15 protein-coding genes, 4 tRNA genes and 1 riboswitch are annotated in these 15,782 nt (G+C 41.3%); of the genes, 14 read left to right on the top strand and 5 right to left on the bottom strand.

Annotation, left to right across the window (positions count from 1 at the left end):
* Positions 1-199 precede the first annotated feature (199 nt).
* Positions 200-2,128 carry a DNA primase gene (locus tag FTT76_RS01400; RefSeq protein ID WP_180007593.1) on the top strand — a complete coding sequence of 643 codons (1,929 nt, stop codon included), beginning with the start codon at positions 200-202 and terminating at the stop codon, positions 2,126-2,128.
* A gap of 55 nt (positions 2,129-2,183) precedes the next feature.
* Here the strand turns inward: FTT76_RS01400 and hemA are convergent, their stop codons facing one another.
* Entirely contained in the window at positions 2,184-3,467 is a 1,284-nt protein-coding gene (hemA, locus tag FTT76_RS01395) for a glutamyl-tRNA reductase (protein ID WP_180007592.1), read from the bottom strand.
* A 78-nt stretch (positions 3,468-3,545) separates the two neighbouring features.
* On the opposite strand from hemA, the gene FTT76_RS01390 reads away from it, so the two are divergent.
* The 11 genes from FTT76_RS01390 to panD all read left to right on the top strand — a co-directional run bounded on the left by FTT76_RS01390 (position 3,546) and on the right by panD (position 9,687).
* The gene (locus FTT76_RS01390; protein ID WP_180189959.1) at positions 3,546-5,258 is read left to right on the top strand and encodes a hypothetical protein; all 1,713 of its coding nucleotides are present in this window, start codon (positions 3,546-3,548) and stop codon (positions 5,256-5,258) included.
* A 9-nt stretch (positions 5,259-5,267) separates the two neighbouring features.
* On the top strand, positions 5,268-5,846 hold the full coding sequence (gene lolB / locus FTT76_RS01385) for a lipoprotein insertase outer membrane protein LolB (protein ID WP_180007590.1): 579 nt from the start codon (positions 5,268-5,270) through the stop codon (positions 5,844-5,846).
* Positions 5,847-5,874: 28 nt separating this feature from the next.
* Positions 5,875-6,714: a 4-(cytidine 5'-diphospho)-2-C-methyl-D-erythritol kinase gene (ispE, locus tag FTT76_RS01380; protein ID WP_180007606.1), complete on the top strand. Its 840-nt coding sequence runs from the start codon at positions 5,875-5,877 to the stop codon at positions 6,712-6,714.
* A gap of 3 nt (positions 6,715-6,717) precedes the next feature.
* Positions 6,718-6,792, top strand: a tRNA-Gln gene (locus FTT76_RS01375).
* A gap of 38 nt (positions 6,793-6,830) precedes the next feature.
* A tRNA-Gln gene (locus FTT76_RS01370) sits at positions 6,831-6,905 on the top strand.
* A gap of 28 nt (positions 6,906-6,933) precedes the next feature.
* Positions 6,934-7,008 (top strand) — tRNA-Gln (locus tag FTT76_RS01365).
* A 91-nt stretch (positions 7,009-7,099) separates the two neighbouring features.
* Positions 7,100-7,174 (top strand) — tRNA-Gln (locus FTT76_RS01360).
* A 37-nt stretch (positions 7,175-7,211) separates the two neighbouring features.
* A complete protein-coding gene (locus FTT76_RS01355; RefSeq protein ID WP_078191360.1) occupies positions 7,212-8,165 on the top strand; it encodes a ribose-phosphate pyrophosphokinase in 954 nt (317 codons plus the stop codon).
* 98 nt (positions 8,166-8,263) lie between these two features.
* Positions 8,264-8,560: a 50S ribosomal protein L25 gene (gene rplY / locus FTT76_RS01350; RefSeq protein ID WP_180007589.1), complete on the top strand. Its 297-nt coding sequence runs from the start codon at positions 8,264-8,266 to the stop codon at positions 8,558-8,560.
* Between the two features lie 20 nt (positions 8,561-8,580).
* Positions 8,581-9,156, top strand: a complete 576-nt coding sequence (gene pth, locus FTT76_RS01345; RefSeq protein WP_168378106.1) for an aminoacyl-tRNA hydrolase — start codon at positions 8,581-8,583, stop codon at positions 9,154-9,156.
* 150 nt (positions 9,157-9,306) lie between these two features.
* The gene (gene panD, locus FTT76_RS01340) at positions 9,307-9,687 is read left to right on the top strand and encodes an aspartate 1-decarboxylase (RefSeq protein ID WP_078191363.1); all 381 of its coding nucleotides are present in this window, start codon (positions 9,307-9,309) and stop codon (positions 9,685-9,687) included.
* A 122-nt stretch (positions 9,688-9,809) separates the two neighbouring features.
* On the opposite strand, the gene FTT76_RS01335 is transcribed toward panD, so the two are convergent.
* Positions 9,810-10,433 carry a GDYXXLXY domain-containing protein gene (locus FTT76_RS01335; protein ID WP_257223195.1) on the bottom strand — a complete coding sequence of 208 codons (624 nt, stop codon included), beginning with the start codon at positions 10,431-10,433 and terminating at the stop codon, positions 9,810-9,812.
* Positions 10,430-12,271 (bottom strand): DUF2157 domain-containing protein, encoded by a 1,842-nt coding sequence (locus tag FTT76_RS01330; RefSeq protein WP_180007588.1) that lies wholly within the window; start codon positions 12,269-12,271, stop codon positions 10,430-10,432. The genes FTT76_RS01335 and FTT76_RS01330 overlap by 4 nt, the downstream gene beginning before the upstream one ends.
* A gap of 170 nt (positions 12,272-12,441) precedes the next feature.
* A riboswitch (FMN riboswitch) is annotated at positions 12,442-12,595 on the top strand.
* Between the two features lie 103 nt (positions 12,596-12,698).
* Here FTT76_RS01330 and ribB point away from each other — a divergent pair.
* On the top strand, positions 12,699-13,358 hold the full coding sequence (gene ribB / locus FTT76_RS01325) for a 3,4-dihydroxy-2-butanone-4-phosphate synthase (protein WP_078191365.1): 660 nt from the start codon (positions 12,699-12,701) through the stop codon (positions 13,356-13,358).
* Between the two features lie 86 nt (positions 13,359-13,444).
* Here ribB and FTT76_RS01320 read toward each other — a convergent pair whose 3' ends face one another.
* Both FTT76_RS01320 and FTT76_RS01315 read right to left on the bottom strand, forming a co-directional pair.
* On the bottom strand, positions 13,445-14,056 hold the full coding sequence (locus FTT76_RS01320; protein ID WP_180007587.1) for a LysE family translocator: 612 nt from the start codon (positions 14,054-14,056) through the stop codon (positions 13,445-13,447).
* A gap of 62 nt (positions 14,057-14,118) precedes the next feature.
* Positions 14,119-14,607: a DUF1289 domain-containing protein gene (locus FTT76_RS01315; RefSeq protein ID WP_168378110.1), complete on the bottom strand. Its 489-nt coding sequence runs from the start codon at positions 14,605-14,607 to the stop codon at positions 14,119-14,121.
* Positions 14,608-14,795: 188 nt separating this feature from the next.
* On the opposite strand from FTT76_RS01315, the gene FTT76_RS01310 reads away from it, so the two are divergent.
* Positions 14,796-15,728, top strand: a complete 933-nt coding sequence (locus FTT76_RS01310; RefSeq protein ID WP_180007586.1) for a rhodanese-related sulfurtransferase — start codon at positions 14,796-14,798, stop codon at positions 15,726-15,728.
* Positions 15,729-15,782 lie beyond the last annotated feature (54 nt).

The raw sequence follows: 15,782 nt of genomic DNA, 5'->3' as shown, positions 1-15,782 counted from the left end.
AAGGTCGATTTTTCACAAAGGGCAAGTTAGAATACTTGCCCTTTTATCTTTTCAGGATCTACAGATTCGGTTAGATTAAAAGGTATACAATAGTTCGATGGACGATGCTGTACTGCATCTCCACCTGAACTTACAGCATTGCTGATTTCAACATATTTCACGAACTGCCCAAATTCAATAGATAGACAGATAAAACAGCATGGCCATTCCTCAACATACAATTGATCAAATTTTAGATCGCACCGATATTGTCGATGTGATTGGTCAATTTGTGAAATTGAAAAAGACTGGACGCACCTACTCAGGATGCTGCCCATTCCATCAGGAAAAATCGCCATCTTTCCATGTCTATCGTGATAAACAATATTTTCACTGCTTTGGTTGTCAGGCCAATGGTAATGCCATCCGTTTTTTAATGGATATTGGTAGCCGTAACTTCATCGAAGTAATGAAGGATTTATCTAGCCAAACGGGTATTGAACTACCGAAAGACAATAACGATTCCAATAAACTCAAATATAAACGCGAATCTAAACCCAAACCTGTACAAAAACCTCCAATCCAAGCAAAAGCTCTGCCACCCAAAACAGGCGAAACCGACACAAATCCTGCTGCAGTAAATTTCGAACACGACCCATTTGCTGAGTTTCAAAATAACGAAGATGCCTTTTATGGGAACGATCCGTTTGCTCACTTTGACCAAGTTACCAATGGATTTGAAGATGTGCCGCAAGACGGAAACTTATATGACTTGCTGGAAAATGTCGCACAGTTTTATGAGCAACAACTTCCGCTCAGTCCAATTGGGCAAGCTTATTTTAAACAACGGGGTCTCAGTGCAGACACCATCGCCTATTGGCGCTTAGGCTATGCCCCTGAAGATTGGCAACATCTGGAAAAAGCCTTTCCACAGGATATCGAAGGACTCAAACTTCTCGGTTTGATTCGAACTAGTGATAGTGGTCGTGACTTTGACCTACTGCGTGAGCGGGTGATTTTCCCGATTCGAGATGCGAAAGGTCGTGTGGTCGGTTTTGGTGGTCGTGCCCTAAATGATGAAATCAAACCGAAGTACATCAATTCCCCAGACTCTGAAGTTTTCCATAAAAACCAGTTACTTTATGGTTTATATGAAGGCCGTAAACAAAAAGCCCAAGATTGGTTAATGGTCGAAGGTTATATGGATGTGATTGCCCTACAGCAATATGGCATTCATGGCGCTGTAGCGACTTTAGGGACTGCCAGTAATACTGAACATTTAAACATTTTATTTAAGCAAAATAGCCGTATTACCATTGCATTTGATGGAGATTCCGCAGGTCAAAAAGCAGCTCGACGTACGCTCGAAATTGCCCTTCCATTACTGAATGATGGACGTGAACTTAAATTCTTTGTTTTGCCGAATGACCATGACCCAGATTCATTGATCCGTCGTGAAGGTATTGAAAATTTTCGACGGTTACTGCACACCTCACCGCTTCTTTCTGAATTTGTTTTTGCACATTTAACGCAAAATCATGATGTCAGTTCACCTGAAGGTAAAAGTCAGGTGATGGGTGAACTCAGACAGCTCACTGAACTGTTGCCGAAAGGTGGTTCATATCGTTATTTGCTACAACAATATTTCCGTGAAAAATTAGGGTTCAGCCGAAAGTGGCAGCCTCAAGTCAATAATGATGCATCATTGAGCTTTAGTACAAAAATTGATGCCGAAGAATATGTGATTGCGATTTTAATCAATCATCCTTATCTCTACATTCATTTTGAGCCTTTACGCGCCTTAGTTTCACAAGATCTCTTGCTTTATCACGTTTTAAATATTTTCAATGTGATTTTTGATGAATTGCCTGATGACCCAGAGTTATCGACCTATTATGTACTCGGTGCATGTGCAGCGCATCATCATGAATTACAACATATTTTAGAGCATGCCAATATCAGTGACTATACGTCATCACCTGAACAGGCAGATAAACTTGCAGCAGATTTATCGACAAAATTGCAATATCAATTCTTACAACTCAAGATCAAGTCGAATAAGTTTTCTAGCCTTGCTGAAATGCGTAATTTAAAACAACGTATTTATGATATTGATAAAAAAAGATCGCTCACCCTCCTTGAAGATTAAGTTTTAACTTCAAGTTCAAGCTGTGAACGACATGCTATTCAATGAATCAGCTTATTTATTTTTTTGGTTTACGGCGATTTTCAGCCACATTAACTAAATTTTGTTCTAACATTTCAAAATAAGCAGGGTCTTCCGCCATTGCTGCATTTCGCAGCACGATAGAAGTTGGATGCAGCAACTTTTGGGTTAAACGATGTGACATTTCTTGCATAATCTTCGCAGCATCTTCGCCCTTTTGTAGACGATTCAGCGCCAAAGCCAGTTCTTCTTGACGCAATGACTCACCATGTTCACGGTATGCATGAATCGTCGAGCCAGCCAAATTCACTTTTTGCTGCGTGATTAAATCTGTCGCAAGCTGATTGACCATGACTTCGGCTTCAACTGCCGCCTGACGACGCTGAGCCAAATTTTCTTCAATGACAGTTTGCAGGTCATCGACACCATATAAATAAACGCCATCTAGACTTTCAACTTTGGCTTCAATATCTCGTGGTACAGCCAAATCAACCAATAGCATTTGTTTATAACGACGTTTTTTCAGTGCTGCTTTGACATCCGCAAAATAAATCACTTGATGCAAGCTTCCGGTACAACTTGAAATTACATCTGCACGATGTAAATTGTCTGCCAAATCTGCAAAATCAATAATTTCAACTTCTACACGATGAGCAATCTCTTGCGATAAAGCTTCGGCACGGGCACGTGTACGGTTACAGATAATAATTCTGCCCACACCCATTTCGGCCAAATGCTTTGCAACCAAGCTATTCATTTCACCAGCAGCAACAATCATCACCGTCAATTTTTCAGGCTGACTAAAGACCTGTAAAGCGAGCTGAGCAACAGCATAGCCCATCGACACCGCATGACTTCCAACGGCTGTTTCAGAACGCACACGTTTTGCCGCATAAAAGGCATATTCAAAAATACGGTTTAAATTTGGGGAAACGGTTTCGGCATCTTTGGCTAAGGACAAAGCCGTTTTGACTTGACCTAAAATTTGAGGCTCACCAAGCATGAGCGAATCCAAGCCGCTAGCCACACGCATGAGGTGTGTCACCGCTTGTGCATTTTCATAACGATACACATGATTTGACAATTGCTTTACATCGATACCATTTGATTGGGCGAGCCAATTCAATACCACGTCTGCATTTTCAGACATCGCATAGACTTCGGTACGATTACATGTAGACACCACCACCATGTCATTGAGTTCAGGCGTATGGCTTTGCTGTTCAAGCAGTGCAGTTAACTTTTCAGGGTTAAATGCAACCTGTTCACGCAGCTCTACAGAAGCGGTTTGATGGTTGACACCCAATGCAAAGAAAGACATATCAGATCATCATTTCGCTAAATTTATGCTATTGTGCATTATCGGCGTCATAAAAAGCATTACTTGGATCAAGAAAAATTGCGTCTAACAAATAGCCGACTGAACGGCCAGACAATAAAGCAGTATTCTACCACATTCTTACTTGTTGGTAGCATGGCTTCTACTGTCCCAATTCGGGCCGTGGGAGAAGTTTACCATGCAAATTCAGGATATGATGCAATTAAACAAAGTATGATTGCAGAATTTGCCTTAGCTTATAACGACATTCCAACCGCGCTTCATAATTACACCGTGCTTGCAATCAAAAGTAAATCCACCATGGTCAAACAGCGTGCTTTAAACGTTGCTATCGAGCAAAATGATTTACAAGCAGCCTTAGATATTGCTACACATTGGGTTGTGCAAGAACCTGAAGATGTACCAGCATTATTTTATTTATCACATATTGCTTTGAAAGCCCATGAATATGAGCTTTCCGCCGAAACACTTGATAAAATTTTAACCATTGACCCAAATGCAGATTTAGAACAAATTTTGGCGGGTATTTCCCCTGAATCAGAGGAAGATCGCGCTTATCTGATTCAAGCACTGACCGCTAGCAAGGAAAAAACCAACCCTTCTATTTTGGTCTTAGTCGCAGGTTTACAAGCTCAAAATGGTGCCTTTGCTGATGCCTTAGACACCATTAATTTAGCACTGAAAAAACGCCCGAAAGTGACTGGCTATATTTTAATGAAAGCCAATTTACTTATGTCGTTAGGTGATGAAGACGAAACCTTAAAATGGTTCGAAAAATCCAGCCGTAAACACCGCAACAATATGGAAGTTCGCTTAGCAGAAGCAAAATATTTAATTAAAATCAATCAGTCAGAATTAGGTCTAGAAAAACTCGAAGATATACTAAAGAAATGGCCATCTGCTGAAGAACCGCTATTTATGGCAGGTTTAACCAGTATTGACTTAGAGCTTTATGAAAAAGCCGAAAAGTATTTGGTGGAGTTACGTTATTCGAGCAAATACCAAAATGAAGCGTATTACTATCTCGCAGTAAATGCTGAACGCAAACAGCATTATGAAACGGCAAAAGCCTATTATCGCCTTGTTGATGGCAGTCTTTATACAGTTTCACGGCGCAATATGATCAGCATTTTTAGCCAGCAAAATAAGCTGCATGATGCACTGCGCTTTTTAACCCAAGAGCGGGTTAATTATCCTCAACATGCCAGTTTCTTATATCTTGCTCAGGCAGATATTTTAAAACGCATGAACAATAAAAAAGCAGCAGTCCGTTTGCTTGATGAAGCGGTAAAAAACTTACCCGAAGATCCTGAGCTCATTTATGCCGAAGTTCTACTGCTCGACGCCCATCAAGATAAAGATAGACTCGACCAATTACTAAAACAATTACTTGAAATTGAACCCAATAGCCCGACCTATTTAAATGCATATGCCTATACCTTGGCGGTACAAAATAGACGCTTAGATGAAGCCCGAAAATACGTCGAACATGCCTTAGAATATGCTCCTGAGCAAGCCTCAATTTTAGATACATTCGGTTATATTTGTTATTTGCAAAATGATTTTAGTACATCTGCATCTGTTTTGGCCAAAGCGTATGAACTGAGTAATAGTTTAAAAATTGGCATTCGCTACGCACGATCAGTCTTCATGCAAGGTGATATGAATAAATTTGACGCGTTGTTACAACAACTCCAACAAAAACATCCGAATGATCCGCAATTAGAGCAACTACATTCGTTATTGTTACCCCAACCCATGAAAAAGAGTTAAAAAGACTTTATGCAAGTATCTTCAAAATTTGGGGTATCTGCCCTGACCTGCTGCGCTTTATTTTTTACCGGTTGTCAGCAATATATTAAAACACCCGATCAACCCAGCCCTGAAGAAGTCGCTGCAAATCAATTCAACTTACAAGGTAAGATTGGTGTGCGCACGCCACAACAGTCAGGAAGTGCTTTTTTTACTTGGGTTCAAGACCGCAATGAATATGATATCGAACTGAGTGGCATATTAGGTGTTGGAAAAACTCAAATCAGCGGTAAACCCGGTCAAGTTCAGTTAAACAGTGCAAAAACCGGTTTAATTGAAGCAGAAACACCTGAAGAATTACTGGAACGTGCTACTGGTTGGCAAGCTCCCATTACCCACCTCGTCGACTGGGTACAGGCGCGCCCTGCAACCACACAAGCAAAAATTCAACGCGATACTGCACAGCGCCCACAACAGATTATTGAAGATGGTTGGACGGTTGACCTAAGCTATAACGAGACTGCGACGGTACCGAACAAGTTAATTTTAAAACAAGCACTTGAATCCGGTCAGGAAAACCGTATTACAATGGTGATTCAAAATCGTTAATTTGCCTAAAAGCTGAGCTATGACTTCCATGATTCGTGTACCTTCTCCTGCAAAACTCAATTTGTTTTTGCACATTACTGGCCGACGTCCTAATGGATATCACGAATTGCAGACGATTTTTCAGCTCATCGATTTATCTGATTGGATGGAATTTCACCCACTTGCAAATTCTGCTGATGAAAATTTTATTCAAATTGAGGGCTTAAACAGCGTCAATCTAGAGCAAAATTTAATTTATCGTGCTGCTCAAATACTCAAACCGTTTGCTAAAGCACTGACTGCACAAAAAATCCACATCGAAAAAAATATTCCGATGGGTGCAGGGCTCGGTGGTGGTTCATCCAATGCAGCAACAACCCTTATTGTGCTCAATCAACTGTGGAAATGTGGTCTAAATACCGAACAACTTGCAGAACTCGGCTTACAACTTGGGGCAGATGTTCCCGTGTTTGTACATGGTCTAAATGCATGGGCAGAAGGTATCGGTGAACACTTAACATTCATAGATTTAGCTCAAAAACAGTACATTGTATTAAAACCTGACTGTTTTATCAGCACTCAACTGCTTTTTTCACAAAAAACGTTGACAAGAGACTCAAAGCCCACTAAATTTTGCGGCTATCAGGAAACGCCATCTGATTTTGGAAATAACTTTGAGCCTGTGGCACGAAGCTTATATCCCGAAGTCGATGAAGCAATGCGGTACTTAGATCAGTTCGGTACAGCAAAGCTTACAGGTACAGGTGCTTGTGTATTTACTGAAGTGACTGAAAATATGAATATTGATGACATATTGAAAAATGCACCATGTAAATCTTACTTGGTTCGCAGTTTGCAAGAATCACCATTACGTCATTTTGAAGTTTGATATAGGGGCGTCGCCAAGTGGTAAGGCACCGGGTTTTGATCTCGGCATCCGTTGGTTCGAATCCAGCCGCCCCTGCCATCATTTTTCACCTGTAGATGTAATTGCTGTAAAGTATTAGGGGCGTCGCCAAGTGGTAAGGCACCGGGTTTTGATCTCGGCATCCGTTGGTTCGAATCCAGCCGCCCCTGCCATTTACTTTATTCGCTATTTCATCAATTTAGGGGCGTCGCCAAGTGGTAAGGCACCGGGTTTTGATCTCGGCATCCGTTGGTTCGAATCCAGCCGCCCCTGCCATTTACTTCAAAAAAGACAGAGCATAATTTGCAGTATCTTTGTTGTTTCAACTTGACAAAATACTGTAAAAATATTAAAGTTCTGCCGCATTAGGGGCGTCGCCAAGTGGTAAGGCACCGGGTTTTGATCTCGGCATCCGTTGGTTCGAATCCAGCCGCCCCTGCCATCTAATTCTCCAATTTGCCAACCGCCAAGGGTGCTTCATGCCCAATCTTGTCGTTTTTAGTGGATCTGCACATCCACAATTCGCCCAAAAAGTCGTTAGCCACCTTCACATCCCTCTAGGTGCTGCATCTGTAGGTCAATTTTCTGACGGTGAAATCGCTGTCGAAATTACTGAAAATGTTCGTGGTAAAGACGTATTCATCGTACAACCAACTTGTGCTCCAACTAACGATAACCTTATGGAAATCTTAGTTATGGCTGATGCTTTGCGTCGAGCAAGTGCTGGTCGTATCACTGCTGTCATTCCTTATTTTGGTTATGCTCGTCAAGACCGTCGTCCACGTTCAAGCCGTGTGCCAATTACAGCAAAAGTTGTTGCAGATATGCTCACAACTGTTGGTATTGACCGCGTTGTCATGATCGACCTTCATGCTGACCAAATCCAAGGTTTCTTCGATATTCCTGTAGACAACATCTACGGTACTCCTGCACTTTTAGCAGATCTTCGTCAACAGTCACACGACAACTTAATGGTTGTTTCTCCTGACGTTGGTGGTGTAGTACGTGCGCGTGCTGTAGCTAAGCAAATGGGTGATATCGATCTTGCGATCATCGACAAACGCCGTCAAAAAGCGAATGAATCTCAAGTAATGCACTTGATCGGTGACGTTAAAGGCCGTGACTGTGTCATCGTTGATGATATGGTGGATACAGCAGGTACATTGTGTAAAGCTGCTGACGCACTAAAAACTTTTGGTGCTCGAAAAGTTGTTGCTTACGCAACTCACCCAGTACTTTCTGGTAAAGCTTTAGAAAACTTGAAAAACTCTGTGATTGACGAATTGGTTGTAACAGACACCATTCCGCTTTCAGAAGAAGCTCAAGCTCTTGGTAAGATTCGCCAAGTTTCAGTTGCAAGTATGGTTGCTGAAACAATTCGTCGTATTAACAACGAAGAATCTATTAGCGCAATGTTCGATTCTTATCTATAATATAGCGCTAAATTTAAAAGCCCTGCCTTTTGGTGGGGCTTTCTATCACTAGACTGGTCGAAGGTCTAGTCAATTAAACTTAAATAGGAATGTCTATCATGGCAAACTTCGTATTAAATGCAGTAGCACGTGAAGAAGCAGTACAAGGGAAAGGTTCGAGCCGCCGCCTTCGTCTTCAAAATAAAGTACCAGCAATCATCTACGGTGGTGCAGCTGAACCTGTAGCAGTTACTTTGGAACTTCGCGAACTTGTTAAAGCTTTAGAAAACAACGCATTCTTTGAAGAAGTTGTTGAAATCAACATTGACGGTAAAACTGAAAGCGTTAAAATCCAAGCTTTACAACGTCACCCAGCTAAAAACACTCCTATGCACGCTGACTTCAAACGCGCATAAGTGTTAAATGGTGTAAATGAGTGAGTAAACTTTCACTGATTGTTGGTTTGGGTAACCCAGGTTCTGAGTATGCCCAAACCCGCCATAATGCAGGCTTCTGGTTTGTAGAACGCCTTGCAGAACAATATGGCATCCAACTCAAAGCTGATCCTAAATATAAAGGCATCAGTGGTCGTGGTAATATCGAAGGTCAAGACGTTCGTCTGCTGTTACCTACAACCTTTATGAATCTCTCTGGTCAAAGTGTTGTTCCCTTCGCTAAATTCTATCAAATTGCTCCTGAAGCAATGCTTATCGCACACGATGAACTCGATATGAACCCGGGTGTCATTCGCCTGAAAACGGGCGGTGGTCATGGTGGTCATAATGGTTTACGCGATATCGTCCCGCATATTGGTCCAAATTTCCATCGTTTACGTATTGGTATTGGTCATCCTGGTTCTAAAGAACGTGTCTCAGGCCATGTCTTAGGTAAAGCACCAAGTAGTGAACAAGGCTTAATGGATGATGCTATTGCACATGCCTTATCACGTACTAAATTGTTGGTAAGTGGTGAGATTCAGCAAGCCATGAACCAGATCAACGCTTACAAATAGAACTGACAATTCCACAAATTGTTGAACAATACTTATTGCCATCTGAATGATTTCAGAGCAAAATGCGCTTGCATTTGACTGCTCACCCAGCATTCAAGAGATTGTTCCACCATAAGATACGATCTTAGGTCTACCAAGGAGACGCTAGCCATGCTATCTCGTTTATTAAAAGCTAAAATCCACCGTTGCGTCGTTACACAAGCAGAATTACATTATGAAGGTTCTTGTGCAATTGACGGTATTCTTCTAGATTTAGCCGGTATCCGTGAATATGAAGAAATTCATATGTGGAACGTGACTAATGGTAAGCGTTTTACCACTTATGCCATTCGTGGTGAAGAAGGTTCTGGCATTATCTCTGTAAATGGCGGTGCTGCTCACCAAGCAGATATTGGCGACTTGTTGATTATCGCAACTTTTGGTGATTTCACAGAAGCTGAAGCAAATGCACATAAGCCACGCTTAGTCTATGCGAACCCAAACAACACGGTGAACCACACAGCGAACTGTATTCCGGTTCAAGTCGCTTAATTCAAGCATTTAAAGATTCTAAAAAGCCCGCAAAATTTGCGGGCTTTTTTATGGCTGAACTATGCATTATTGACTGCAAAAATTCAGTATTAGACGCATATCACTACATACAACTCAACAGCTCAACTTATCTCCCCTGCTCTCGGGCCCTTCCACCATGCTTGGTTTTGTTTACAATCAAAGGGCTGTAAATGCTCTCCGACCAAACCCACCAACAAAGGCTGACCATTTTCTTGTACCTTTAGCTCTGCATATTGCGCATCGCGATAGCACGACTCCAAGCCTTCAGCAAATAAAAAGCTGCTCGCAGCGGGATATAAACCCTCAAATCTATTGTCAGGATTTTTGAGCACCAGTTTTGTGGATGAGCTTGGATACTGCGCTAACAACTCTGGGTTGAAACTGGTTCGAATCACCCTACGCTGTGCATCAAGCTGCACATAACTCACAATACTTTTTTGATCTACAAAATAGTCACGGTGTACATTTTCTTCTTTGTTCGCTTTGGCAGCCTGCCCATTAGCAGATTGCTCTTCAGAAGGCTGACCACCAAAATAGAGCTGATAATTCAAGGCCATATAATCTCCTTGAATCAAAGAGCGAGGATCGACCGGTTGCAGCTTTACATAAATACTCTGACTGTTTGCCAGATGCCATTCATGCCGTGCAATCATCAGTACAAATAAAAGAATACTGAGTACAGCCAAACCAATAGGAAGCATTTTTTTATTGAGTATGTTCATCATGCTCCTTCCCCTTGTTTATGCTGTATCGCAGTTAACATTTTGGTGATGCCAAGCAGCAAAAGACCAGAGATCAAAATCGTTAAACTTTTCAGTAAAAAGCTCAACCCTAAATTGTAATACAGCATCCATAAGCTAAAAATGATCAACACGATGCAAAGGGCTTTAACCAAAGATTGCTGATAGACCTGCGCCCATGCCAATAAAACCAATAACAAGAAAATTTCAAAATAGCCCATCGCAATCAGCACAAGACCCAATAGCAGTAACAGCCATTTTTCGCGCCCCGTCTGTTTTTGCTGATTTGCGATGTAAAGGCCAAGCCAAACCACAGGCAGTAGATAAACGATAAACAGGTCAAGAACACCATGTTGGGTCTGTTCAAAATGTAGAACGTTATTTGACAAGGTCTGCAACACCACACCCGCCAATACGATGCATAACATCCACAACACAACACTTTTTCGATACATCGAGTGCAACCAAGCTGTTGCACTCCCGAGCAAGAAAATCAGTAGAATATAATTCAATCCAATCACAGCTAAGATGACATGTTCATCGCTCATAAAAAGATCGGCATCAAATAGTGTGGCCACTGCAAGGCCATATCCTGCAATGAGTTGAATAAAAACAATAAACCAATGCATTCGACTAAACAAACAGAGCAAGATAACGCCAATTTGTAATACTAAAATAAACCCAATGCTATCGGTCAAGCTCTCTGTATGTATGAAGACCGCAGATTGGCCACATACCCATAAGCAGTAAGCAAATTGGCGACTAAAGATACTTTTAGCTCGTCGAATCAACCACCAAGCCACAGCCACAAAAACTAAGCCCATGACGATTGAAAACGCCTTCCAATAGGTCAGCAATAAGCTCGATAAAATAATGCCTGCGAACCATGCCCCAATCGCTAAAGGAATAACCGCAAATTTAGTCTGTGGCAGAAATTTCATCAGTGCCCAACTGATCACCGCAAACCAAGCAAATATCAGCAAGGCAAAAACCAACAATCCTGCACTCGAGTCAGATAAAATATGTTCTGCCCATTGGAAAATCAAAATACTGAAACTCGCGGCGAGACCTGCAGCTTGTAAACTGGTTTCTAATGCACGATGTTGTCGATAAAAATAGATAATCAGATAAATTGGAAGCAACAAGGCAAAAATTAAATATTGCCATTGATACTGCTCTGCCCCATTTCCGCAGTATAAAAACATGCAATACATCGACATTAGTGTAATAAATGCAACAAATACAAAGCGCAGTGCAGCATAATATTTCAAACACAAGGTCACACAAATTGCCGTCAATACATTCATGCAGAGTAAATACCACCATGAATGATCAACGATTAAATAGCTTTGTTTAAAATATAAAAATAATGCCAATTGACTGATCAAACACAGTAACGCAAAGACTCCAATATTCGGTCGAGATAACCAAGGTAAAAGCAGCAAAGCCCAGACCAAAAATAACAGATAACTGTCTGCACCTGTTTGATAGACCTGCCCAATCACAGCCAAACTCAATCCAAGCAACAAACCGCTTAAAGTATCTAAACTTTGCTGAATCCAAACACGACTTGCAACATATACACTCGTCACAGCACTAAGTAGCAACAGCAACATTGGAATTGCCAATTGAATGAATTTTGGCAACATCAACCAGTTTGCCGCGATCAAATACACGAAACTGGCAGCTATCAGTGCAACACCGATTACTTGCAGATACCGAATAACCTGTACAGCTTGGAACAAATCTGTTGAAAACTCTTGATCTAACTGTGAACGATGCAGCTTTATATTCTGCTGCTGAGAATGCTGAGGAAGCGTCATTTTTTATCATTATGCAATCATGGTTGATTTATCGGCACGATAGCATGCTTTGGCACACTTTATAAAAATGCTTACAAATCCAATCTTATAACATTACTTATCTAAAATTTTGCAAAGGATTCTAAGCAATAATCCCCCATCAGCACTCAAACAGGTCTATACTCAAGACACATCGCTTCAGGGCGGGGTGAAATTCCCCACCGGTGGTAAATTTGCTGGGTTGAAAGCCCTGCAAAAAGCCCACGAGCCAATCGTTTAAACGCGATTCGCAGATCAGGTGCAATACCTGAGCCGACGGTATAGTCCGGATGAAAGAAGACGACGTCACATCTCTATATCATTGATCATTTTCAATATATATCGTAACGCCACTATTTCACATGTCCTGAAATGTTCAACCGTATCTAAAATTTACGCGAGCGTTTCAATGTCTAGTTTAATTCAACCCGAAATTTTCTTTTCTGCCCTTCCACCTGCAGAACAGCGCATGCTGCAAGCCTTAGAAGACATTCGTCAAGGCAAGCCTGTTTTAGTCATGGACGATTTTGACCGTGAAAATGAAGCCGACCTGATTGTTGCAGCAGAAACACTGACTGTAGAAACCATGGCACGTATGATTCGTGACGGTTCAGGGATTGTTTGTTTGTGTTTAACCGATGCTCAGGCTAATCATTTAGAACTTCCACCCATGGTATCTGATAACTCTAGCCATTTTAAAACTGCCTTTACCGTAACCATTGAAGCTGCGGAAGGTGTTACTACTGGCGTTTCAGCAAAAGACCGAACAACTACAGTCAAAGCCGCAATTAAAGATGGTGCTGTGGCTAGTGACTTAAACCGTCCGGGTCATGTTTTTCCTTTACGTGCGCGTGAAGGCGGCGTATTGACCCGTCGTGGACATACTGAAGGGACTATTGATTTGGCACGTCTGGCCGGTTTAAAACCCGCAGGTGTTTTGTGTGAATTAACCAACCCAGACGGCACAATGGCGAATGGCGTACAAGTTTTAGCGTATGCACAAACCCATCATTTGACTGTACTCACCATTGAAGAAATTGTGCAATATCGTTTACAGCACAATCTCTAGTGCGAATTAATTAAAGCTCTACACGTTCATAAAAAGGCTGACTGAATCAGCCTTTTTATTTTTTACTGCATATTTCAAATTAAGAATTAAACCGTGAATATGCTATAGATGCCATAGATGGCAACTACCATTAAAATCACCCCACACAGGGCCAACAATTTTTTATACCAGCGAGATTTCGACAATCGATGAAAAGACAAATACACCAAAGACAAGGTCGCGAAATCTAAAACAATCCAACTCAGGGTCAACACAATTAAACTCAGATTAAGATGAGGAGTAATTCCTACAAACTGCGGAAAAAATGATGCGAAAAAAATAATATCCTTAGGATTTGAAATTCCCACGATCAATCCTTTCTTAAAGCCCCCTTGTGCTGCTTTTAACTGCAGAGATTGTGCAGTGGGCTGTATAGTTACTTCTTTTAAAATATCAAACCCAATATAAGCAATATATAAACAACCCAATATTTTGATGCCATCGAGCCAGTGCGCATTCACATTTAAAATGCCTTTTAAAATACACACAGACAGTACGATCAAAATCAATGACGCAAAATTCGTCCCCACAATGGTTTGAAATGCCTTTTTATATCCGCCTTGTAAACCTGAACTTGCGACCAACAGCATCACAGGTCCAGGTGTTGCAATCATCACGATGACTGCAACACAATATAAAAAGTACTCCGAATAATTCACGCTGAGATTCCTTCACTTATTTTTTTACATCACGATAAATTTCATAAATAAAAAAAGAGGACTTAGTCCTCTTCATCCATGTTTTGCAATAAATGCAAGCGAATGGCATCTGCTCTTAAAAATGCCAAATCATAGCTGGCTGTGGCGAGTGCTAAAACACGACGCTCAAATTCATCCCACAACGGTCGCACCTGTTTGTAATGTATCCCGAGTCCACTTTCATCTGTGAAATGACGGTTTTTTTCGCAGAGCTTGAGTGCGTGATACAGTTTACGGCCTTTACTTGCATCTGGACGTAAGCGAACTCGCTTAGACAAGACAAAGCCTTCGACATGGATGATATCTGCTTGCGGCAACATCGGTATTAAAATTTGATCTAATTGTGCATCTAAACGACACCAAATGGCCGTGTGTTGCTCTGCTGTATAGGTATTCCATTTTATGACTTCATGGTTAAAGCGGCGGCAACCACGACAGACTGAATCACCAAATACCGTAGAACAACGCCCTGCACATGGGGTTAACGAGGCAATTCGACGATCAGTACTCAAAACCGGCTCCATTCAATCAATATTTATGGGATAAAAACAACTCGGCATGACTATACACGCTAAAACTACTGAAATGAAGCTATGATCAAATGTGTGGTTAAAAGCCCTCGCTTTACTCGCTTATTCATCCAAATCACGGTAGAATGTGCGCCTTAATTTTTATCCTGTTTATTCATTTGGAGTACTCCATGAACGCTACTGTAGAACAGCTTGCACCTGTAGAACAGCAAGCGACCTCTGGTTGGGTTGTTGCCGCACTTTATCAATTCAAAGAAATTCAAGATCCTGCCGATCTTCAACAACGTCTTTTAGACTTGGTAAAAACCATCAACCTTTGCGGTACTCTAATTGTGGCAGGTGAAGGTATTAACGGTACTGTTGCCGGTGACCGTAAATCTGTAGATATCATCCATCAATTCCTTCTCAATGAAGGCTTCAATGCGATGGAATACAAAGAATCGCATAGTACGGATAAACCATTCCGTAAAATGAAGATCAAACTGAAAAAAGAAATCGTGACTTTAGGTGTGGAAGTGAAACCACGTGATTTAGTCGGTCACTATCTTGATCCTAAAGAATGGAATGAACTAATTGCACGTGATGACGTAATCCTAATTGATACACGTAATGACTATGAATACAAAGCAGGTACATTTAAGGGTGCGATTGACCCGAAAACTGAGACTTTCCGTGAATTCCCTGAATACGTGAAAAAAGAGCTTGAGCAGCATAAAGATAAGAAAATTGCCATGTTCTGTACAGGCGGTATTCGCTGTGAAAAATCAACCTCACTTTTACTTCAAGAAGGCTTTAATGAGGTTTATCACCTTAAAGGCGGTATCTTAAAATATTTAGAAGAAACCCCTGTTGAAGAAAGCATGTGGGAAGGTGAATGTTTCGTATTTGACGGTCGTACTGCTGTCACTCACGGTATGGAAGAAGGCGAAAATATCAAATGTCACGCATGCGGTTGGCCACTGGCTCCTGCTGAAGTTGAACTTCCGAGCTACGAACATGGCGTATCATGCAAATACTGTATCGACAAAACCACGGAACAACAAAAAGCTGGCTTCCGTATGCGTCAATCACAAATTGTGGCAGCAAAACGTAAGCGCCTCTAAGGAAAATTTGTTGTAACGATATATAAATAAAAGCCCTATTTTTAGGGCTTTTTT

This window comes from Acinetobacter sp. YH01009 (genome assembly GCF_013420765.1).
GTDB lineage: Bacteria > Pseudomonadota > Gammaproteobacteria > Pseudomonadales > Moraxellaceae > Acinetobacter > Acinetobacter amyesii.
The sequence above is the reverse complement of the archived record's forward strand: the minus strand, read 5'-3'. Positions and strand labels throughout refer to the sequence as shown.